Genomic DNA, 18,285 nt, shown 5'->3' on the forward strand with positions numbered 1-18,285 from the left:
TCGAAGGACCCAGCCGCAGCCGGCGCGCCCGCTATCGAGACACCCAGCCCACCCGCACCCGGCGCACCCAACCATCAAGGCACCCAACCCCACCCGGCGCACCCAACCATCGAGACACCCAACCGCAGCCGATGCACCCAACGAGCGAGGCACCCAGACCTCCCCCGCACCCCGATACGAAGCCTCCCTGCGGTCGGTGGGTGCTTGTCAAGGCATCTTTCCCGCCTTGACAAGCACCCACCGCCCGTCAGCACAATCAAGCTTCGGGGTGCCCCACGCAACCACCAAGCGATGTCGCCGCCAGGCGACGAGGCAAAGACAAACGCAATGCCCCAAAGGGTGCCCCCCACCACTCCACCGAGCATCCAGCCGCACATCCAGCAATACTCGAACCCGTGACCAGCCCGAACCTCCACTTCCTAGGCCACGCGTCCACCCGCGTGGAACTAGCCGGCCAGGTCGCCCTCACCGACCCAGTCCTCACCCGCTGGGTAGGCCCGCTAACCCGAGTAGCCCCCAAACCCGACGTCTCCGCCTGGACCGCGGTAGACGTCGTCCTCATCTCCCACCTCCACGGCGACCACCTCCACCTCCCCTCCCTGAAACTCCTCGGCAAACACACCCGAATCGTCGTCCCCCGAGGCGCGGGCTCCTGGCTGGCCAAACGAGGCTTCACCGAGGTGGAAGAACTCTCCCCGGGCCAAACCATCACCAGCGGCCCGATGAACATCACCGCCACCGAAGCGGTCCACTCCGGCCACCGCTGGGGCCCCCGCCTCACCCACGGCCCGCAAAGCCCCGCCCTCGGCCACCTCCTCGAGGCCGACAACCAGCGGATCTACTCCGCAGGCGACACCGACCTCTTCCCCGGCATGGCCGACCTCGGCCCAGTAGACGTAGCTCTCCTCCCGGTCTGGGGCTGGGGCCCGAACCTCGGCCCAGGCCACCTCACCCCGGAACGAGCCGCCGAAGCCGCCGCTCTCCTCCAGGCCCGCACGGCGGTCCCGGTCCACTGGGGCACGCTCGCGGTCCCCGGCATCCACCGCACCGCCAAGATGCGCCAGCTCCTCGTGGAACCCCCGCGCACGTTCGCGCACCACGTCCGCTGTCTAGGCCTGGACACCGAGGTCCTGCACACCCGCCCCGGCTCCGACGTCCTGCTCCCCACTCGCGAGGAGCGCGGGTGAATTGGACAGACCCGTCAGCGATCGGCTATCCGGCGCTGTTCGGCGGAGTACTGCTCGGCTCCGTGATCCCCATCGTCCCGACCGGCGCGCTCGTCGGCGCGGCGGCCGCGGTCGCGATGACCACCGACCACCTCTCGCTCCCGCTGGTGATCCTGCTGGCGGTCGCGGGCGCGTACCTGGGCGACGTGATCACCTTCGCCGTCCCGAGATTCGGCAGTGAACCTCTCCTGCGCTTCGTCGAACGACGACAACAAGCCGAACGCCTCGCGAAAGGCCGCGAACAGTTCGCGAGACGCGGCTGGCAGCTCGTGGTGATCGGCCGCCTGGTGCCCGCCGGACGCATCCCGGTGCTGCTCGCCGCGGGCACGCTCGGCTATCCCTGGCGCAAGTTCCTCCCGTCCGGCCTGCTGGCCTGTGTGTTGTGGGCGGTGGCGTACTCGCTGCTGGGCATCCTCAGCGGCGGCATCTTCGACTCGCCGCTGATCGCGACGCTGCTCGCGACCGTCCTGGTGCTGCTGGTGACCGTGCTGACCACGCTGATCTCCAAGAAACGGGCGGCCCATCAGACGGGAGGACATCGATGACGACACCTGCTCCGGCGAAGGGCCGGTTGCTGCGCGGCGGCCGGGTCGTCGCGCGGGTCCTGCTGGTCTGGGTGGCGGTCACCGGCGCGTTGCGGCTGCTCGACGCGTGGCTCGACGGCTTCACGATGCAGTCGTGGTGGCAGCCGACGGTCTGCGCGCTGATCCTCGGCCTGCTCGTCTCCGTGGTGTGGCCGCTCGTGGTGCGGGTGGCGTGGCCGATCGCGTACTTCACCCTCGGCGTCGGCACGTACATCCTGCTCAGCGCCGCGGCACTGGCGATCCTCCAGGCCGTACCCGGCGTTGAGCTGCACGGGTTCTCGACGGCGGTCGTCATCACCGTCGCGATGTCCGCGGTGGGCGCGGTGATTTCCAGCGTGCTGGCCGTCGACGAGGACGAGATCTTCTTCCGGCGCGCCGCTCGCCGCCGGCGGAAAGCGAAGCACCGCACCGATTTCGCCGACCAACCGCCCGGCGTGGTCTTCCTGCAGATCGACGGGCTCGGTTACGACACCGTCCGCCGCGCCGTGCGGGACGGGGACATGCCGACCTTCGCCAAGTGGCTGTCCGAAGGCACGCATTCGCTCACCCGCTGGCACACCGACTGGAGTTCGCAGACCGGCGCGAGCGTCTGCGGGATCCTGCACGGTTCCAACCACGACATCCTCGGTTTCCGCTGGTACGAAAAGGACCGCGACCACGTCATGGCGTGCGCGCATCCGTCCGACGCGGCGGAGATCGAGCGGCGGCACAGCGACGGGCGCGGCCTGCTGTCGATCGGCGGCGCGAGCCACGGCAACCTCTTCTCCGGCGACGCCCCGCACGTCAGCCTGACCATGAGTTCGGTGCCGGTGCTCACGCCGCGCAAGCGTCGCCGGGACCGGGTCGGCGCTGGGTACCGTGCCTACTTCGCCAATCCGGTCAACGTGTTGCGCACCTTCGGGGTCGCGCTCGCCGACGTCGTCCGCGAACTGTCCGCGGCGGCCAAACAGCGGCGCGCGGGAGTGCTGCCGCGGATTCCGCGCGGCGGCGTCTACCCGCTCGCCCGGCCGGGCACGACGGTGATCGCGCGCGACGTCGTGGTGTCCGCGATCATCGGCGACATGCTCGCCGGACGGCCGGTGGTGTACGCCGATTTCCTCGGCTACGACGAGGTCGCGCACCACTCCGGCATCGAACGGTTCGACACGCTGGAGGTGCTGCGGTCGATCGACCAGCAGTTCGCGCGGCTGCTGCGGGCCGGTCGGCTCTCGCCGCGGAAGTACCACATCGTCGGGCTGTCCGACCACGGGCAAACCCAAGGCCAGGCGTTCGTCGACCGGTTCGGCGAAACCATTGAGGCGCTCGTCGGACGGCTCTGCGGCGGCGAACCCGTTGCCGAGCAAGGAAAGCGGCGACAGGCGGAAAGCTGGCAGGTCAACGCGGCACTCGCCGAAGCGACCGCGACCGGCGGCCTGATCGCGCGACGGTTGCGGGCCCGGGTCGAAGGCGCGGAAGGATCCGACAACCGGCCGCGCACCGCGACTGGCTCGCCGGGGCAGGTCACGCGGGTGGCTCCCGGGGTCGTCGCGGTCGTGTCCGGGCATCTGGCGATGGTGTCGTTCACCGAGCACGAGGGCAGGGTCGAACTGGAGACGATCGAACGCGAGTACCCGGACCTGCTGCCGACGCTGGTCGACCACGACGGCGTCGGGTTCCTGCTGGTCCGCAGCCGCGAATTCGGTCCGGTGGTGCTCGGCCGCGACGGATTGAAGCGGCTGGCCACCGGGATCGTGATCGGCGAAGACCCGCTGGCCGACTACGGTCCGTACGCCGCCGAGCTGGTCCAGCGCGTCGACAGTTTCCCGCATTGCGCGGACATCATGATCAACAGCCGGTACGACGCGGACTCCGACCAGTCCTCGCCGTTCGAACGGCACGTCGGCTCGCACGGCGGGCTCGGCGGACCGCAGCAACGCGGCTTCCTGCTGCATCCGCGAGAATTCCCGGCACCCGGCGAACCCGTCGGCGCGGAAGCCGTGCACCGCGTGTTCCGCGACTGGCTCACCTTCCTCGGCCACCCGGAACCCGGTGCGGCCGAAGACAAACCCGCTGTCGTCCCCTCGGAGGTAGTGTCATGAGCAACCCGATCGTCTACGGCGCGAGCTGGTGCCCGGACGTCAAACGCAGCCGCGCGCTGCTCGACGCGAAGGGCGTCGAGTACGACTACGTGGACGTCGAGGCCGACCCCGCCGCAGAAGCCCGCGTACGCGAACTGCAGGACGGCGCTCGCCGCATCCCGACCATCGTCTTCGCGGACGGCAGCCACCTCGTCGAGCCGAGCGACGACGAGCTGAACGCGCACCTCGCGCAGTGACTCCGCTGACGGAACTCCCGCTGGGCACGCGGGTTGTCGTGCGATACCGGATCGAGGGCGGGTTCACCGACGCCCTCGGTCCGTTGCGTGCCCGCGACGCCGACACCTGCACCGTCGAGACCAAACGCGGCCTGGTCGTCGTTCCGCTGGCCGCGGTGGTCGCCGCCAAACCCGTGCCGCCAGCTCCGCAGCGGAGGTAGACCGCCGCGTTCTGGTAAAGTCGTTTCGTGTCGCAACGAAACGACTCTGCGGACCTGGCCCGCGCGGTCATGGAACTCATCGACCGGGGCCACCGCCAGCTCTCCCGGCGCCTGGACCTGACCCGGATCCAGGTGCTCGGGACCGTCGCCGCCCGGGAACCCGTCCGGCCCGCCGCGATCGCCGCCGAACTCGGGCTCACCGCCTCGGCGACCAGCCGCCACATCGCCGCGCTGGAGCGAGCGGGACAGGTCGTCGCGGAGCCCGATCCCAGCGATTCCCGCACGTTCCTCGTCCGGCAGACCGACGAGGGCCGCGCCGAGATCGCCACCACGATCGAGGCGGGCGCCGCCGTCTTCTCGGAGGTCATCGCCGACTGGCCGGACCGGGACGTGACCACCGCGCTGGAGCTGGTCACCCGGCTCAACCAGGCGTGGGCGGAACGCGGCGGCACGGTCACGAGCCCGCCCGGAACCGGTCCTCGCTGGCGCCGCGCGCGGCACGTGCGGGAAAGCGCGGAGGAGCAGTGATCCGGGAGCGACCAGCGCCGACGCCAGTGCAGTGGGCGCGGGCGCTGCTGGCCGTCGTGGCGATCAGTCATCTGGTGGTGCCCGTGGTGATGTGGTTGAGCCGGGACACCTTGCGCACGCAGATCGCGTCCCAGCACCCCGAGTTCGCCGCGGCCGAGATCGACCGGTCCGTCGATGTCGCGGTGGTTTCCGGCGCGGTGTTCCACGGCGTCCTGCTGGTGCTGTGCGCGCTGCTGGCCTGGAAGCTGGCCACCGCGCGACGGTGGACCCGCCGTCTCACGACGGTCTCCCAGCTGTTGTCCGTGGTGTTCAGCGCCTTCTCCTGGTCGTCCTCGCCGATGTTCCACGCGGTCGTCCCGGTCGTCGGCGCGGTGCAGCTCGTCATCGTTGCCCTGCTGTGGGCACCCCCGTCCGCGCGGGAGTTCTTCGGCGGGCAGCGGCAAAAATCGAGTGGCTCGCCCGCGCCGAATTTGTGACGATCACCGGATGCGCACCTTCGACGAACTGGTGGACGAGGCCGCGTCGGTGTCGGTGGACGGCTGGGATTTCTCCTGGCTCGACGGCCGGGCCAGCGAGCAGCGGCCGTCCTGGGGATATCAGCGGCTGCTCGGCGAACGGCTGCGGGACGTCCAGTCCGTTGTGGACATCCAGACCGGCGGCGGCGAAGTGCTGGCCGGTGTGCCGGTCCTGCCCCCGCTCACGGTCGCCACCGAATCGTGGCCGCCGAATCTGGAGAAGGCGGCGGCGTTGCTGGAACCCCGCGGCGCGACCGTCGTCGCGGACACGGACGAGCCGCCGCTTCCGTTTCAGGACAACACATTCGAAATGGTCGTCAGCAGGCATCCGGTCACGGTGTGGTGGGACGAGATCAAGCGCGTCCTCAAGCCCGGCGGCCGCTATCTGTCGCAACAGGTCGGGCCGTGGAGCGTGTTCGAGCTGGTCGAGTACTTCCTCGGACCGCAACCGCCGGAGGTACGCAACGGCCGCCATCCAGACCACGCCAAAGCCGCAGCGGAGCGGGCCGGGCTCGAGGTAGTGGACCTGCGCTTCGAGGAACTCCGCACTGAATTCCACGACATCGGCGCGGTGATTTACTTCCTGCGCAAGGTGATCTGGATGGTGCCGGGGTTCACTGTGGACGAGTACCTGCCGCGCCTGCGCGAGCTGCACGAGGAACTTCAGAAGGGCCCGTTCGTCGCGACGACTACTCGGTATCTGATCGAGGCGCGCAAGCGATAGCCGCCTCGATCCCGTCCGCCAGCACCGCCACGCCGGCATCGAAGCTCAGCCGGGCTTCGTGCTCCAAATAGGACACTCCGGCGGGCGGTGGCGGCGCCCCTTCCTCGCCCAGCCGCGCGACGTTCGGGTACCGCTCCGCCAGATCCGGGGCCAGCTCGCCGAGCGCGGACGTCCGCGCACGCCACCAGTCCTCATCGGACAGTCCGGTTTCCTTCAGCGCCAACCGCGATTCGGCGGCGATCTGCACCGCGCCGCGCACGACGTTGAGCAGTGCGCCCACCAGCCGCCGCACCTGGCCGGCGGGCAGACCGGTCGCGAACAGCACCCGCAGCACCGTTTCCTGCATCCGGAACTCCCCCGGACCGAGCACCGGCCGCGCGTAGGACACCTGCAGCAGCCACGGGTGACGCAGATGGAAGTCCCACAGGTCGCCGGCCAGTTCGAGCAACGCGGGCCGCCAGCCGCCGGACAGCTCGTGGTCGTCGCGCAGATCGCCGAACACCTGGTCGCACATCAAGTCGATCAGCTCGGTCTTGCTCGGCACGTACGTGTACAACGCCATCGCCGTGCGCCCGAGCCGCTCCCCGACCGCGCGCATCGACAACGCCGCCATGCCCTCGGCATCGGCGAGCTCGATCGCCGCGTTCACGATGAGGTCCACGCTCAGCGCGGGTTTCGGCCCCGGCGCGCTGCGCGGTTCGCTGCCCGCGCGCCACAGCAGTTCCATCGAACGGCGGGCGTCGCCCTGCCCCGCGAACACGACCACCGGCGACCCCTTTCCCCTTACAGGATAAAGGACCGCCGGGGCCGCCGGCTCAGCCGTCCACCTCGATCGCGAGCGCCGGGCAGAGCTGCGCCGCCTCCTTGGCCTGCGCCTGCAGTTCCGCGGGCGGGTTTTCCTGCAGCAGCACCACGATCCCGTCCTCGTCGCGCTGATCGAACACCTCGGGCGCGACGAGCACGCACTGCCCGGCCCCGACACAGCGGGACTGGTCCACGACCACCTTCATTTCGCGGCTCCTTTCACCAGGTCACGGGGAGTTCGTGCACCCCGTAGACGACCATGTCGTGCTTGAACTTCAGCTCCTCCAGCGGCTTCGCCAGCCGGAGCGTCGGAATCCGCCGGTAAAGCGTCCGGTAGGCCACCTGCAGTTCGACCCGCGCGAGCGGCTGGCCGAGGCATTGGTGCACGCCGTAGCCGAACGCGACGTGGTGGCGTGCCTTGCGGGTGACGTCGAGCTTGTCCGGCTCGGGGAACTGCGTCGCGTCGCGGTTGGCGATATCGGTGGCCGCGACCATGCCCTCGCCCTCGCGCACGGTCTGCCCGCCGATCTCCAGGTCTTCGAGCGCGACGCGCCGGCGTCCGGAGTGGACGATCGTCAGGTAGCGCAGCAGCTCCTCGACCGCGTTGGCCAGCAAGGCGTCGTCGCCGTCGCGGACCGCGGCGAGCTGGTCCGGGTTCTCCAGCAGCGCGACCGTGCCGAGCGCGATCATGTTCGCCGTGGTCTCGTGCCCGGCGACCAGCAGCAGCTGCCCCATCGAAGCCGCTTCCCGGACGGTCATCGCGCCGGTGGCGACCTGACCGGTCGCGAGGCGGCTGAACACGTCGTCGGCCGGGTCGTCGATCTTCTTCTCCACCAGCCGCCCGAGGTAGTCGAGCAGTTCCTCGGCCGTGGCGAGCGACTGTTCCGCGGTCGCTTCCCGCGAGACCAGTATCTTGCTGCAGCGGTGGAAGAAATCGCGATCCTCGTACGGCACGCCGAGCAGCTCGCAGATCACCAGCGAAGGCACCGGCAGCGCGAACGCCTGCACGAGGTCGGCGGGCTTCGGACCGGCCAGCATCTCGTCGAGCAGCTCGTCGACGATCTGCTGGATCCGCGGCCGCATCCGCTGGAGCTTCTTCACCATGAAATCGCCGGTGAGCAGCCGTCGCTGGGCGGCGTGCTCCGGATCGTCCATGCCGATGAACGACTTGAACCGGCTGCGCCGCACCTTGAGGCCCGGCGTCTGCGACGGATAGCCGGCGCGGCCGGGATCGGCGCTCACCCGCGGGTCGGTGAGCATCGCGCGGACGTCTTCGTAGCGGGTGAACAGCCACGGTTCGCTGCCGTCCCAGATCCGCACGCGCGACACCGGTTCGTCGCGCAGCTTGCGGTCGAGATCGGGCGGCGGGTCGAACGGGCAGCGCCCGCGCGACATCGGGAACTGCTCTACGGGCCGGGCGTCGGCCATCACAGCCTCCTGGAAAAGTCACCAAACGAGTGTTCGGATACTTACCGAACAGATGTTAGGCGACTTCGTGAACAATTGCCCAGACTCGGGTCCAAAGATCACCGGGATGGCCGTGGACAAGAGGGGGAAAGCGGGCGAAACCGCCCGTGGCTCAAGCGAAAATGAGCGCCAGCAGCTCGTCGGCGAAGCTCACCACGGCGTCCTCGCCCGGCTGCCTCCCGGACGAATGGAACAGCGCGACGCGGCCGTGCGCGCCGACGAACGCGATCACCCCGGCCCGGTCGGCGGGCACCCGGAGCGCGGCCCCGGCCTCGGCGCAGCGGGCGAACGCGGCGCTGATCTGGTCGACGAAATCGATCGTCGGACCGTGCGGCCGGACGTCCGGCGAGGTGCGGCTCGACCCGTTGGCGGTCATCAGCCGGTAATGGCCGGGGTTGTCCATCGCGAACCGGCAGTACGCGTGCAGCAGCGCACGCAGCCTGCCCACCGCGTCGTCGGCGGGAACCTGGGATTCGGCGGCTTCCATCGCGAGCCGCAGGCGGCCGAACTCGTGCTCGGCGAGTCCGGTGACGAGCGCGGCCCGGTCGCTGAAGTGCTGGTAGATGCTGGCCGGGGCGATGCCGACGGCGCGGGCGACGCCGCGGATGGTGAGCGCGTCCTCGCCGTCGAGTTCCGACAGGAGCCTGCTGGCCGCGGCGAGGATTTCCCCGCGCAGCCGCTCGCCCTCGCCCCAGCGGTTGCGCGTGCGGGCCTGGACTTCTTCGGACACTTGCCCATTGTTACCGCTCGCGCTGCCCCGCACCGCTCCGGCCCGCCGCGGATGTCGGTCGTTTCGTAGCCCGTCAGCCATCCGAGGTTCACCGGCTGGGCGCGGGCGGCCGATAGCGTTCGCCGGTGGACGATCAGGGGTGGCTGGACGACTTCCAGCGGCGGATTGACGAGATGCAGGCGAAAAGCGTTGCCCTGCAGGAAACCTTGAGCACCGCGGAGGGCCGCGCCAAGTCGGGCGACGGGCTGGTGTCGGTCGCGGTGACCCCGAACGGCGCACTCAAGAACCTCGAGATCGACGACCGCGCCCTGCGGCACGGCGGCGCCCGGCTGACCGCGGCGATCATGGACGCCTACGGGAAGGCGCAGCGCCAGGTGTCGCGCGACGTCATCGACGCGTTCGAGCCGATCGCCGGCGACAGCGAGATGATGAACGTGGTCAAGTCCTACCTGCCGGAGCCCGAGGAAGAGCCGGAACCTCCGGCCGAGCCGCCGCGGCCCGAACCGCCCGCCCGTTACGCGGGACCTCCGCCGGGCAGCACCACCCCGCCGGGCAGCGCGGCCTACGGACGCCCGATGCCGCCACCGGGCGGCGCGACGCACAGCCGTCCGCCGGTGCCGCCTCCCGGCACCACCCCGCCGCCGCCCCCGGCCGCGCCCGAACCGCCCCGGCCGACGTCCGGTCCGCACCGCAGGCGCGCCGCCGGCGAGGACGACGACGAGATGCAGCCGTGGTGACCGGATTGTCAACCCGTCGTTAGTGCTGGGAAATCACCAGTTGCCGGACCGTACGAATGGGGGGTCACAGACCGGGAGCTTCTGCCTACTGTGGGTTGAGCGCGCGCAAACCCGGCAAAACTCCCCGATCCCCCAGGAGCTTTCTTATGTCCAGGAAGTTCGTGCTGTCCGGCGCGGTGGCGCTCGCGCTGGCCGCCGCCCCGCTTTCGGGCGCCGTGGCGGTCGCCGCTCCGGCTCCTTCCGCCGTCGCGTCCGCCACGGTCTACTACTCGACGTCCGGCGCACCGTCGTTCCGGGCCGCGATCAACGCGGGCGCGGCGAACTGGAACCGCGCGGTCACCAACGTGAAGCTGGTCGAGCGTTCGTCCGGGGCCACGCTGCGGTACGTCGAGGGCAACGACCCGCGCGGCTCGTACGCGCAGACCGACGGGCACGGCCACGGCACCATCTTCATTGACTACACCCAGGCCCGCCAATACGACAACACGCGGATCACCGCGCACGAGACCGGCCACGCGCTCGGCCTGCCGGACCACTACTCGGGCCCGTGCTCCGAGCTGATGTCGGGCGGCGGCCCCGGCCCGTCCTGCCACAACGCCAACCCGAATTCCCAGGAAGCCTCCCGCGTGCAGCGGTTGTGGGCCAACGGGCTCAGCGCGGTCTCCGGACCGCAGCAGCGGATTTACGACCACTCGCCGGTCGGCTGACGCACAGCTGAGCAAGCGGCGGCCGGGTGTGTCCCGGCCGCCGCTTCGCTGTCAAGGCCTCCGAGTCGGATAGCGCCGTTCGGGCCCGGGTTGAGGTCGGAATCCTCCTTTTTCCGCGGGGACCGGGAATCCACGGACCCCGCCCGTGGTTGGCTTGCCTTCAGACGAAGGGGAGGCATTCATGGCGGAAATCGTTCTGGTTCACGGCGCTTGGAGCGACGGGTCGGCGTGGCTGGAGGTGATCCCCGCGCTGCACCGGCAAGGACACCGGGTCCGTGCCGCGCACCTGCCGATGACCTCGCTCGCGGACGACATCGCCGAGGTTCGCCGGGAAGCCGCCGCCTTCGACGGGCCGGTCGTGCTGGCCGGCCACTCCTACGGCGGCGCGGTGATCTCCGGTGCGGCGAAGGACAATCCGCAGGTCAACGCCCTGGCTTACTTCGCGGCGTATGTCCCGGACGAAGGCGAGAACGTGCCCTCGCTGAACGGCAAGTTCCCGGACTCGCCCGGCAACGACGCGATGGTGTTCACCGAGGACGGCTGGTCGTCGCCCGACCCGGACCGCTTCCACTACGCTTTCGCCGCCGACGTGGCTCCCGAACGAGCCGCTGCACTGGCCGCGGTGCAACGACGTGCGCGTGCCGAGTGCTTCGCCGTGCCCGCCGGCCCTGGCGCCTGGCGCGACCTGCCGACCGCTTACGCAGTGTCCACAGAGGACCGGATCCTCAACCCGGACCTGCAACGCTGGCTCGCCGAGCGGGCTGGGGCGGACTGTGTCGAGTTGGCGGCCAGTCACTATTCGCTGTGGTCCCAACCGGACGCGGTGGCGACGGTGATCGACAAGGTGGCGGCGCGCGGCAAGTAGCGGCTACTCGCCCGCCGCGGCCGCGAGCACCGCGAAATCGGCTTCCCGCATCGGTCGCGCGTGCGCGGGGCGCGGAGTGCTCGGCTCCCTGACCACGGTGACCGGCACCGTGGTCAGGCCGAGCCGCAGTGCGACGGCGATCCGGTGATTGCCGTCGAGCGTGCCGAAGTCTTCGCAGAACCCGAGCCGCAACGGCGTCCGGATTCCGTTCCGCGCGATGTCCTCGGCGAGCGCATCGAGGTGGCTCGGAGTGTCCACCAGCGCGGATCCGACCGTTTCGCGATCCACCGCGCGGTACCGGACCACAAGCGGCACAGGCAGTTCAACCGGCATCCGCCCATCCTGGCACGGCGGAAAATCAGTTGCCCAGTCCCGGCCGGGCAGCCGAGTATTCCGTTCATGACCACCGAACCCGCCCGTCGTTGCCCGTCCCGCTGTCTCGCCGCGCGCGGCAAGCAGCAGACGGCGCAGGAAGGGACCCGCCAGGCAGTGCGATGAGCGCCGCGCTCGTCGCGGGGCTCGTCGCCGGGTACGGGATCGCCATGCCGGTCGGCGCGATCGGCGTCTACCTGGTCGAACTCACCGCTCGCACGTCGTGGCGGGTCGGAGCGGCCGCGGCGATGGGCGTGGCTACCGCGGACGGCGTCTACGCCGTTCTCGCCACCACCGGCGGAGCCGCGCTGGCCCCGGTGCTCGCCCCAATCACCACTCCCCTGCGCCTGACCTCCGCCGTCGCGTTGTTCCTGCTCGCCGCGTGGACCGCGGTCCGGGCGATCCGGCGTTATCGATCCCCGGAAACTCCTTTGCTGGCAACGGAACCGCATCCGCTGCGGGCGTACGCGACGCTGCTCGGCCTGACCCTGCTGAACCCGTCCACCATCATCTACTTCACCGCGCTCGTCCTCGGCGACCGACCGGCCAACGGCACCGTGTTCGCGGCCGCCGCGTTCGCCGCTTCGGCCAGCTGGCAACTGGTGCTGGCCGTCGGCGGAGCGTTGCTCGGACGCAGCCTCACCGGTCCGCGCGGACGGCTCGGCACCGCTTTGCTGTCCAGCGCGGTAATCCTCGTGCTGGCGGTGCGGCTCCTCTAGGAAACGACCGTGCTTTCCCTTACCTCCAGGGAAAACGGGGGCTGCACCGAGCGCGGCGCAGCACTCTCCGTACCGGCGAGGCGGCTGTCGATCAGGTCGATCGCGGCCTCGGCGATAGCCGCCTTGTCCGGCGAGATCGTGGTGAGCGCGGGGAGGCTGAACGCGCTCTCTTCGGTGTTGTCGAAGCCGACGATCGCGATGTCCTCGGGGACCCGCAGCCCGTGCTCCGCCGCCGAGCGCAAGGCGCCGACGGCCAGCAGGTCGTTGAAGCAGAACACCGCGTCCGGCGGTTCTTCCTGTGCCAGCAACCGTTTCATCGCCGCCGCACCTTCGGCGCGGTGGTACTTCGCCACCGGTTCCACCAGGGAATCCGCCGACCGCAACCCAGCGTCCGCCAACGCGGCCCGGTAGCCGGCGAGCCGCAGCGACGACGTCCCGCGCTGGGGGTTCGCGCCGATCGCCGCGATCCGCCGGCGGCCGAGCGACACCAGGTGCGACACCGCGACGTGCGCGGCCCGCACGTTGTCGATCGCCACCCGGTCCAGCGCGACGTCCACCGCGTGCTCGCCCAGCAATACCAGCGGGATTTTCCCTTCCGCGTCAGGGAAATCGTCCGCTTCGAGCGCTTCGGGATGCACGAGGGCGCCGTCGACCAGATGCGGGCCCAATGAGTCCACAGTGGCCCGTTCCCGGTCGCGCGTCCCTTGCGTCTGCTCGATCAGCACGCTCCACCCGCGGCGCTGGGCGGCCGTGATCACCAGACCGGCCATTTCGCCGAAGTACGGAATGCTCAGCTCCGGCACCATCAACGCCAGGAACCCGGTCCGCCCGCGGCGCAGGTTGCGCGCGCCGACGTTCGGCCGGTACCCGGTCGCGGCCAGTGCCTCTTCCACGCGCCGCCGGTTCTCGGGCTTCACGAACGCGTAGCCGTTCACCACGTTCGACACGGTTTTCACCGAAACGCCCGCCAGCGTCGCGACGTCCTTCAGGGTCACGGCCACGCTGACTCCTCATCTCGTTCGCCCAGAGCCCATCACGAGCCCGCGAAGCTCTCCGCACCAGCCCCGACGACCACGTAGTGTAGCGACGTTTTGCCTGTTTACAACGTTGTTCCAACGATGTAAAAATAGCCGGAGCTCAGCGGGGTGACGGTCGTCACTCCGCCGAGCGGGTTGCCCCAGTCGTCGGCTGCGAGGAGTCCGCCGTGTCCCCGTCCGTCCCTGCCCGCTTCGCCCTCGTCGCCGGGGCCGCCACGGCACTCGTGCTCGCCGGCTGCACCAGCCCCGAGGAAACCCCGGCCGCGCAAAGCAATGGCTCCGGCCCCGCCGCCTCGGCCGCGTCCGCCGCGCCGGCCGCCGACGGCTGCACCCTCGACAAGACCGGCTACCCGAAACTCGACCCCAAGACCGCGATCGTCGGCTTCTCCCAGTCGGAGAAGGAGGCGAACCCGTTCCGGATCGCCGAGACGCAGTCCATCCGCACCGAGGCGGGCAAGCTCGGCATCCCGGCCGACCACCTGCTCACCACGAACGCGCAGAGTGACCTCAACAAGCAGATCTCGGACATCAAATCGCTGCTGGACCGGGGCGCGCAGCTGCTCATCGTGGCCCCGCTGAACTCCGACGGCCTGCAGCCCGCGCTCGACGCGGCGAAGGCGAAGAAGGTCCCGGTCGTCACCATCGACCGGCAGGTCACGTCGAAGCCGTGCACCGACTACCTCACCTTCATCGGCTCCAACTTCATCGAACAGGGCCACCGCGCGGCCGCCGCGCTGGCGAAGTCCACCGGCGGCAACGGCAAGGTCGCGATCCTGCTCGGCTCCTCGGGCAACAACGTGACCACCGACCGGACCAAGGGCTTCAAGGACGAGCTCGCGAAGACGCCCGGCCTCACCGTGGTCGCCGAGCAGACCGGCGAGTTCGACCGGTCCAAGGGCCAGTCGGTGATGGAACAGCTGATCCAGAGCCATCCTGACCTCACCGCGGTGTACGCGGAGAACGACGAGATGGGCATCGGCGCGGTCAACGCGCTCAAGACCGCGGGCAAGAACCCCGGCAAGGACGTAAAGGTCGTGTCCGTCGACGGCACCCGCAACGCGGTGCAGCTGATCGTCGACGGCAGCTACAACGCGGTCATCGAATCGAACCCGCGCTTCGGGCAACTGGCGTTCCAGACGCTGCAGCAGTTCGAGGACGGCAAGCCGATCCCGCCGAGCATCGTCATCACCGACGACTCCTACGACGAATCGAACGCGGCCCAGAAGGTCGGGAACGCGTACTGATGACGAGCACGGCCGACACCCAGGTGGCGACCATGACCGCACCGGTGCTCGAGGTGACCGGGGTGACCAAACGGTTCCCCGGCACCGTGGCCCTCGACAACGTCGCCTTCAGCCTGCGCCGCGGCGAAGTCCACGCGCTGGTCGGGGAAAACGGCGCGGGCAAGTCCACTTTGATCAAGGTCCTCACCGGCGTGTACCGGCCGGACGAGGGCCAGGTGCGCCATCTCGGCGAACCGGTCGAGTTCCGCAGGCCGATCGACGCGCAGCGCGCCGGGATCTCCACCATCTACCAGGAGGTGAACCTCGTCCCGCTGATGAGCGTGGCGAGCAACGTCTTCCTCGGCCGGGAACCGCGCACCCGCACCGGATTGATCGACTGGTCCGCGATGAACGAGCAGGCCCGCGAACTGCTCAGCGGGTACGGAATCGACACCGACGTGCGGCGTCCGCTGCACACGCTCGCGGTCGGAGCGCAGCAGATGGTCGCGCTGGCTCGTGCGGTGTCCACAAAGGCCGGTGTGGTCGTGATGGACGAGCCGACATCGTCGCTCGAACCGCGCGAAGTGGACACCTTGTTCGAGGTGCTGGCCCGGTTGCACGCGGACGACATCGCGGTGCTTTATGTGAGCCACCGGATGGATGAGCTGTACCGGGTGTGCGACAGCGTCACGGTGTTGCGCGACGGCCGCGTGGTCCACAGTGGACCGCTGAAGCCGTTGCCGCGCATCGAACTGGTGTCGATGATGCTCGGCCGGGAGATCCGGCAGATCCGCGCTGAGGGCGTCACCGCGTTCGGCGAGGAGCATCATGCCGAGAAGGAACCGTTGCTGCAGGCCTCGAATCTGTCCGGTGGCAACAAACTGCACGACGTTTCGGTGAGCGTGCGGCCGGGCGAGGTCGTCGGGCTGGCCGGACTTCTCGGGTCTGGCCGGAGCGAGACCGCGCGGGCTGTCGTCGGGGCTTTCCCGCTCGACGGCGGTACCGTGCTGCTGGCCGGGAAGCCGTTGAAGCGCGGGAAGATCTCCGCGGCGATGCGGGCCGGGATCGCGCTGCTGGCGGAGGACCGCAAGGCGGACGGGATCATTCCGAATCTGTCCGTGCGAGAGAACATCGTGCTCGCCGCGTTGCCGCGACTGTCCACTTTCGGCTTTGTCAGCCGGTCCAAACAGGACCGAGTGGTGAAGACGTTCATGGAACGGTTGCGGATCAAGGCCTCCAGTCCGGAGCAGAAGGTGTCCGAGCTGTCCGGCGGCAACCAGCAGAAGGTCTTGCTGGCGCGCTGGCTCGCCACCGGACCGAAAGTGCTGCTGCTGGACGAGCCCACGCGCGGCATCGATGTCGGAGCAAAGGCCGAGGTGCAGGCGCTCATCGACGAACTGGCGCAGGACGGGCTCGGTGTGCTGCTGATTTCGTCCGAACTGGAAGAGATTCTCGACGGCGCGGACCGGGTGGTCGTTCTGCGCGACGGCAGCGTCGCCACCGAATTGGCCGGCGACGCGGTCACCGAAGACAACGTGCTGGCGGCGATAGCTGCAGGGGGTGACAACGATGTCGACCGCGACACTGACGAGACCTGACCGCGCCCGCGTCACGAGCTGGCTGCAGAACTACGGCGTGTACCTGGCCGTGGTCGTGCTGCTGCTGTTCAACATCGCGTTCACGCAGAACTTCCTCTCCGCGGCCAACTTCCGCACGCAGTTGGTGCAGGCCGCGCCGGTGTGCATCGTCGCGCTCGGCATGGCGCTGGTGATCGGCACCGAGGGCATCGACCTGTCGGTGGGCTCGGTGATGTCGGTCGCCGCGGCGCTCGTCCCGCTGTATCTCGGGGCCGGGCCGGTCATGGTGATCGTGGTCGCGCTGATCGCCGGGGTCGCTTCCGGGCTGTTCAGCGGATTCCTGGTGGCCCAGCTGGGCATTCAGCCGATCATCGCGACCCTGGCCTTGCTCGTCGGCGGTCGCGGGCTGGCGCTCGTGATCGCGCACGGACAGCTGGTGCAGCTGCACAACCCGGACTTCCTCGCGCTCGGCACCGGCGACGTGCTCGGCGTGCCGATCATGGTCCTGGTGGCCGCTGTCCTCTCGGTACTGGCCGGATTGCTGGTGCGGCGCACCACTTTCGGCCGGCACCTGGTCGCGGTCGGAGGCAACCGTCCCGCTGCGACACTCGCCGGACTGCCGGTGAAACGCGTCCTGATCGGCGTGTACGCCATGTCCGGCGCGCTGGCGGCCATCGCGGGCGTGCTGTCCACCGCACGGCTGGCCGCGAGCGATCCCAACGACCTCGGACTGCTGATGGAACTGTCCGCGATCACCGCGGTGGTGGTCGGCGGGACTCCGCTCACCGGCGGCCGCGTACGCGTGCTCGGCACGGTGTTCGGCGCGCTGCTCATGCAATTGGTGCACGCGACGCTGATCAAGCACGACCTGCCCGATTCCGCCGCGCAAATGGTGCAGGCCGCCATCATCGTCGCCGCGGTGTACGTCGCCCGGGAACGGAGCACGCGATGATCGCGACCACCGCCGCCCCGCCGTCGGAACGCGGCGCGGCGTTCGCGGCAGTCCTGCAACGCCAAGGCGCGGCCGTAGTACTGGTGCTCGGCGTGGCTGCCGCGTGGTTTGCCTTCCCGCGCTTCGGATCCGCCGACAACCTGCGCGACCTCGCGTTGCAAAGTTCTTTCCTGGCAGTGATCGCGCTGGGCATGACGTTCGTGATCATTTCCGGCGGGATCGATCTGTCCGTCGGCTCGGTGTACGCGCTCGGCGGCGTGCTGGCCGCCTACGGTTCCCAATACGGCCTGGTCGTGGCGATCCTGCTGCCATTAGTCGTTTGCGGACTGATCGGCTTCGTCAACGGGCTTCTCATCGCTCGCACGAAGATGGCGCCGTTCATCGTCACGCTCGCCTCGCTGTTGTTCGCTCGCGGCCTCCTGCTGGCATTGACCAACGAGGGCGCGACAACGTACAAAGTAGAGCCAGGTTCGGCGTTGCTCTGGCTGGGACAGGGCAAGATCTTCGGCATCGGCGTACCGGTGTATCTCGCTCTGGTCCTTTTCGGACTCGGCGGACTGCTGCTGCGCCGGACCCGGTTCGGCCAGTCGATTTTCGCGCTCGGCGGCTCGGAACAGTCCGCGCTGCTGATGGGTCTTCCGGTGGCCCGCACCAAAATTACCCTCTACACGCTCAGCGGCACGCTCGCCGGATTCGCCGGCGTGCTCACCGCGGCATACCTGCAATCAGGCGTCACCGTGCTCGGCGTCGGCACGGAACTGGACGCGATTTCCGTCGTGGTCATCGGCGGAACGCTGCTCACCGGCGGTGCGGGAACCGTCATCGGCACGCTCGTCGGCGTGCTGCTGAAGACGCTGATCCAGAACGTCATCAACCAGGTCGGCACCCTCGATTCCAACTACCAGACGGTGGTCAGCGGCGCGTTCCTGCTGGTCGTCGTCGTGATCCAGCGACTGCTGGCCCGCTCCCGCCGATCCTGATCCGCGCAGTCCCCCTTCGCAGGA

The 18,285-nt window shown here is 69.5% G+C and carries 22 protein-coding genes; 16 read left to right on the forward strand and 6 right to left on the reverse strand.

The features are described from left to right. Window positions 1–395 precede the first annotated feature (395 nt). The 8 genes from FKO37_RS43180 to FKO37_RS43215 are packed head-to-tail and all read left to right on the forward strand — an operon-like array spanning window position 396 to window position 6,091. Window positions 396–1,187, forward strand: coding sequence for an MBL fold metallo-hydrolase (locus tag FKO37_RS43180; protein ID WP_134732744.1), 792 nt, complete (start codon window positions 396–398; stop codon window positions 1,185–1,187). Continuing rightward, a complete protein-coding gene (locus FKO37_RS43185) occupies window positions 1,184–1,771 on the forward strand; it encodes a DedA family protein (RefSeq protein WP_037818351.1) in 588 nt (195 codons plus the stop codon). The genes FKO37_RS43180 and FKO37_RS43185 overlap by 4 nt, the downstream gene beginning before the upstream one ends. After that, the gene (locus FKO37_RS43190; RefSeq protein WP_238608130.1) at window positions 1,768–3,888 is read left to right on the forward strand and encodes a phage holin family protein; all 2,121 of its coding nucleotides are present in this window, start codon (window positions 1,768–1,770) and stop codon (window positions 3,886–3,888) included. The genes FKO37_RS43185 and FKO37_RS43190 overlap by 4 nt, the downstream gene beginning before the upstream one ends. Beyond that, a complete protein-coding gene (locus FKO37_RS43195) occupies window positions 3,885–4,124 on the forward strand; it encodes a glutaredoxin domain-containing protein (RefSeq protein ID WP_037818348.1) in 240 nt (79 codons plus the stop codon). Before FKO37_RS43190 ends, FKO37_RS43195 begins: the two co-directional genes overlap by 4 nt. After that, the gene (locus FKO37_RS43200; protein ID WP_037818347.1) at window positions 4,121–4,324 is read left to right on the forward strand and encodes a hypothetical protein; all 204 of its coding nucleotides are present in this window, start codon (window positions 4,121–4,123) and stop codon (window positions 4,322–4,324) included. The genes FKO37_RS43195 and FKO37_RS43200 overlap by 4 nt, the downstream gene beginning before the upstream one ends. Window positions 4,325–4,351: 27 nt before the next feature. Continuing rightward, window positions 4,352–4,852: a MarR family winged helix-turn-helix transcriptional regulator gene (locus FKO37_RS43205; RefSeq protein WP_238608131.1), complete on the forward strand. Its 501-nt coding sequence runs from the start codon at window positions 4,352–4,354 to the stop codon at window positions 4,850–4,852. After that, window positions 4,849–5,328 (forward strand): hypothetical protein, encoded by a 480-nt coding sequence (locus tag FKO37_RS43210; protein ID WP_238608132.1) that lies wholly within the window; start codon window positions 4,849–4,851, stop codon window positions 5,326–5,328. The genes FKO37_RS43205 and FKO37_RS43210 overlap by 4 nt, the downstream gene beginning before the upstream one ends. Window positions 5,329–5,338: 10 nt before the next feature. After that, on the forward strand, window positions 5,339–6,091 hold the full coding sequence (locus FKO37_RS43215) for a class I SAM-dependent methyltransferase (protein ID WP_037818345.1): 753 nt from the start codon (window positions 5,339–5,341) through the stop codon (window positions 6,089–6,091). Here the strand turns inward: FKO37_RS43215 and FKO37_RS43220 are convergent. The 4 genes from FKO37_RS43220 to FKO37_RS43235 form a co-directional block, all read right to left on the reverse strand. Beyond that, complete coding sequence (locus tag FKO37_RS43220) at window positions 6,057–6,857, reverse strand: TetR/AcrR family transcriptional regulator (RefSeq protein ID WP_238608133.1); 801 nt, start codon at window positions 6,855–6,857, stop codon at window positions 6,057–6,059. The two genes, FKO37_RS43215 and FKO37_RS43220, sit on opposite strands and share 35 nt — an antisense overlap. A gap of 49 nt (window positions 6,858–6,906) precedes the next feature. Continuing rightward, on the reverse strand, window positions 6,907–7,101 hold the full coding sequence (locus tag FKO37_RS43225) for a ferredoxin (protein ID WP_037818343.1): 195 nt from the start codon (window positions 7,099–7,101) through the stop codon (window positions 6,907–6,909). Window positions 7,102–7,114: 13 nt separating this feature from the next. Next, entirely contained in the window at window positions 7,115–8,323 is a 1,209-nt protein-coding gene (locus FKO37_RS43230) for a cytochrome P450 (protein ID WP_238608134.1), read from the reverse strand. A 151-nt stretch (window positions 8,324–8,474) separates the two neighbouring features. Continuing rightward, entirely contained in the window at window positions 8,475–9,092 is a 618-nt protein-coding gene (locus FKO37_RS43235; protein ID WP_107051187.1) for a TetR/AcrR family transcriptional regulator, read from the reverse strand. 125 nt (window positions 9,093–9,217) lie between these two features. Here FKO37_RS43235 and FKO37_RS47445 point away from each other — a divergent pair, with 125 nt between their 5' ends. The 3 genes from FKO37_RS47445 to FKO37_RS43255 all read left to right on the forward strand — a co-directional run bounded on the left by FKO37_RS47445 (window position 9,218) and on the right by FKO37_RS43255 (window position 11,401). Then, on the forward strand, window positions 9,218–9,829 hold the full coding sequence (locus FKO37_RS47445) for a YbaB/EbfC family nucleoid-associated protein (RefSeq protein WP_275294226.1): 612 nt from the start codon (window positions 9,218–9,220) through the stop codon (window positions 9,827–9,829). A gap of 146 nt (window positions 9,830–9,975) precedes the next feature. Further along, complete coding sequence (locus FKO37_RS43250) at window positions 9,976–10,536, forward strand: snapalysin family zinc-dependent metalloprotease (RefSeq protein WP_037818340.1); 561 nt, start codon at window positions 9,976–9,978, stop codon at window positions 10,534–10,536. 181 nt (window positions 10,537–10,717) lie between these two features. Next, window positions 10,718–11,401 carry an alpha/beta fold hydrolase gene (locus FKO37_RS43255; RefSeq protein WP_037818339.1) on the forward strand — a complete coding sequence of 228 codons (684 nt, stop codon included), beginning with the start codon at window positions 10,718–10,720 and terminating at the stop codon, window positions 11,399–11,401. Window positions 11,402–11,404: 3 nt separating this feature from the next. Here the strand turns inward: FKO37_RS43255 and FKO37_RS43260 are convergent, their stop codons facing one another. Further along, complete coding sequence (locus FKO37_RS43260) at window positions 11,405–11,734, reverse strand: ParB N-terminal domain-containing protein (RefSeq protein ID WP_037818338.1); 330 nt, start codon at window positions 11,732–11,734, stop codon at window positions 11,405–11,407. Window positions 11,735–11,895: 161 nt separating this feature from the next. Here FKO37_RS43260 and FKO37_RS43265 point away from each other — a divergent pair, with 161 nt between their 5' ends. Then, window positions 11,896–12,492 carry a LysE family transporter gene (locus tag FKO37_RS43265; RefSeq protein ID WP_037818337.1) on the forward strand — a complete coding sequence of 199 codons (597 nt, stop codon included), beginning with the start codon at window positions 11,896–11,898 and terminating at the stop codon, window positions 12,490–12,492. On the opposite strand, the gene FKO37_RS43270 is transcribed toward FKO37_RS43265, so the two are convergent. Further along, complete coding sequence (locus tag FKO37_RS43270; protein WP_043839563.1) at window positions 12,489–13,493, reverse strand: LacI family DNA-binding transcriptional regulator; 1,005 nt, start codon at window positions 13,491–13,493, stop codon at window positions 12,489–12,491. The genes FKO37_RS43265 and FKO37_RS43270 overlap by 4 nt on opposite strands. Before the next feature lie 203 nt (window positions 13,494–13,696). Between FKO37_RS43270 and FKO37_RS43275 the strand changes: the two genes are divergently transcribed. The 4 genes from FKO37_RS43275 to FKO37_RS43290 are packed head-to-tail and all read left to right on the forward strand — an operon-like array spanning window position 13,697 to window position 18,261. Further along, window positions 13,697–14,773 carry an ABC transporter substrate-binding protein gene (locus FKO37_RS43275; RefSeq protein WP_238608135.1) on the forward strand — a complete coding sequence of 359 codons (1,077 nt, stop codon included), beginning with the start codon at window positions 13,697–13,699 and terminating at the stop codon, window positions 14,771–14,773. Continuing rightward, complete coding sequence (locus FKO37_RS43280) at window positions 14,773–16,350, forward strand: sugar ABC transporter ATP-binding protein (protein WP_238608136.1); 1,578 nt, start codon at window positions 14,773–14,775, stop codon at window positions 16,348–16,350. The genes FKO37_RS43275 and FKO37_RS43280 overlap by 1 nt, the downstream gene beginning before the upstream one ends. Next, entirely contained in the window at window positions 16,322–17,281 is a 960-nt protein-coding gene (locus FKO37_RS43285) for an ABC transporter permease (RefSeq protein WP_238608137.1), read from the forward strand. The genes FKO37_RS43280 and FKO37_RS43285 overlap by 29 nt, the downstream gene beginning before the upstream one ends. After that, the gene (locus FKO37_RS43290; protein WP_134663373.1) at window positions 17,278–18,261 is read left to right on the forward strand and encodes an ABC transporter permease; all 984 of its coding nucleotides are present in this window, start codon (window positions 17,278–17,280) and stop codon (window positions 18,259–18,261) included. Before FKO37_RS43285 ends, FKO37_RS43290 begins: the two co-directional genes overlap by 4 nt. Window positions 18,262–18,285: the final 24 nt, after the last annotated feature.

The sequence above is a fragment of the Amycolatopsis sp. Poz14 genome (genome assembly GCF_006704225.1).
GTDB classification, from domain to species: domain Bacteria; phylum Actinomycetota; class Actinomycetes; order Mycobacteriales; family Pseudonocardiaceae; genus Amycolatopsis; species Amycolatopsis nivea.

What these genes read in the sequence shown, in the direction of transcription:
- FKO37_RS43190 (WP_238608130.1), top strand. Translation starts at nt 1,768, where the DNA reads ATGACGACACCTGCTCCGGCGAAGGGCCGGTTGCTGCGCGGCGGCCGG.
- FKO37_RS43195 (WP_037818348.1), top strand. Translation starts at nt 3,885, where the DNA reads ATGAGCAACCCGATCGTCTACGGCGCGAGCTGGTGCCCGGACGTCAAA.
- FKO37_RS43215 (WP_037818345.1), top strand. Translation starts at nt 5,339, where the DNA reads ATGCGCACCTTCGACGAACTGGTGGACGAGGCCGCGTCGGTGTCGGTG.
- FKO37_RS43225 (WP_037818343.1), bottom strand. Translation starts at nt 7,101, where the DNA reads ATGAAGGTGGTCGTGGACCAGTCCCGCTGTGTCGGGGCCGGGCAGTGC.
- FKO37_RS43230 (WP_238608134.1), bottom strand. Translation starts at nt 8,323, where the DNA reads ATGGCCGACGCCCGGCCCGTAGAGCAGTTCCCGATGTCGCGCGGGCGC.
- FKO37_RS43250 (WP_037818340.1), top strand. Translation starts at nt 9,976, where the DNA reads ATGTCCAGGAAGTTCGTGCTGTCCGGCGCGGTGGCGCTCGCGCTGGCC.
- FKO37_RS43255 (WP_037818339.1), top strand. Translation starts at nt 10,718, where the DNA reads ATGGCGGAAATCGTTCTGGTTCACGGCGCTTGGAGCGACGGGTCGGCG.
- FKO37_RS43260 (WP_037818338.1), bottom strand. Translation starts at nt 11,734, where the DNA reads ATGCCGGTTGAACTGCCTGTGCCGCTTGTGGTCCGGTACCGCGCGGTG.
- FKO37_RS43265 (WP_037818337.1), top strand. Translation starts at nt 11,896, where the DNA reads ATGAGCGCCGCGCTCGTCGCGGGGCTCGTCGCCGGGTACGGGATCGCC.
- FKO37_RS43280 (WP_238608136.1), top strand. Translation starts at nt 14,773, where the DNA reads ATGACGAGCACGGCCGACACCCAGGTGGCGACCATGACCGCACCGGTG.
- FKO37_RS43285 (WP_238608137.1), top strand. Translation starts at nt 16,322, where the DNA reads ATGTCGACCGCGACACTGACGAGACCTGACCGCGCCCGCGTCACGAGC.
- FKO37_RS43290 (WP_134663373.1), top strand. Translation starts at nt 17,278, where the DNA reads ATGATCGCGACCACCGCCGCCCCGCCGTCGGAACGCGGCGCGGCGTTC.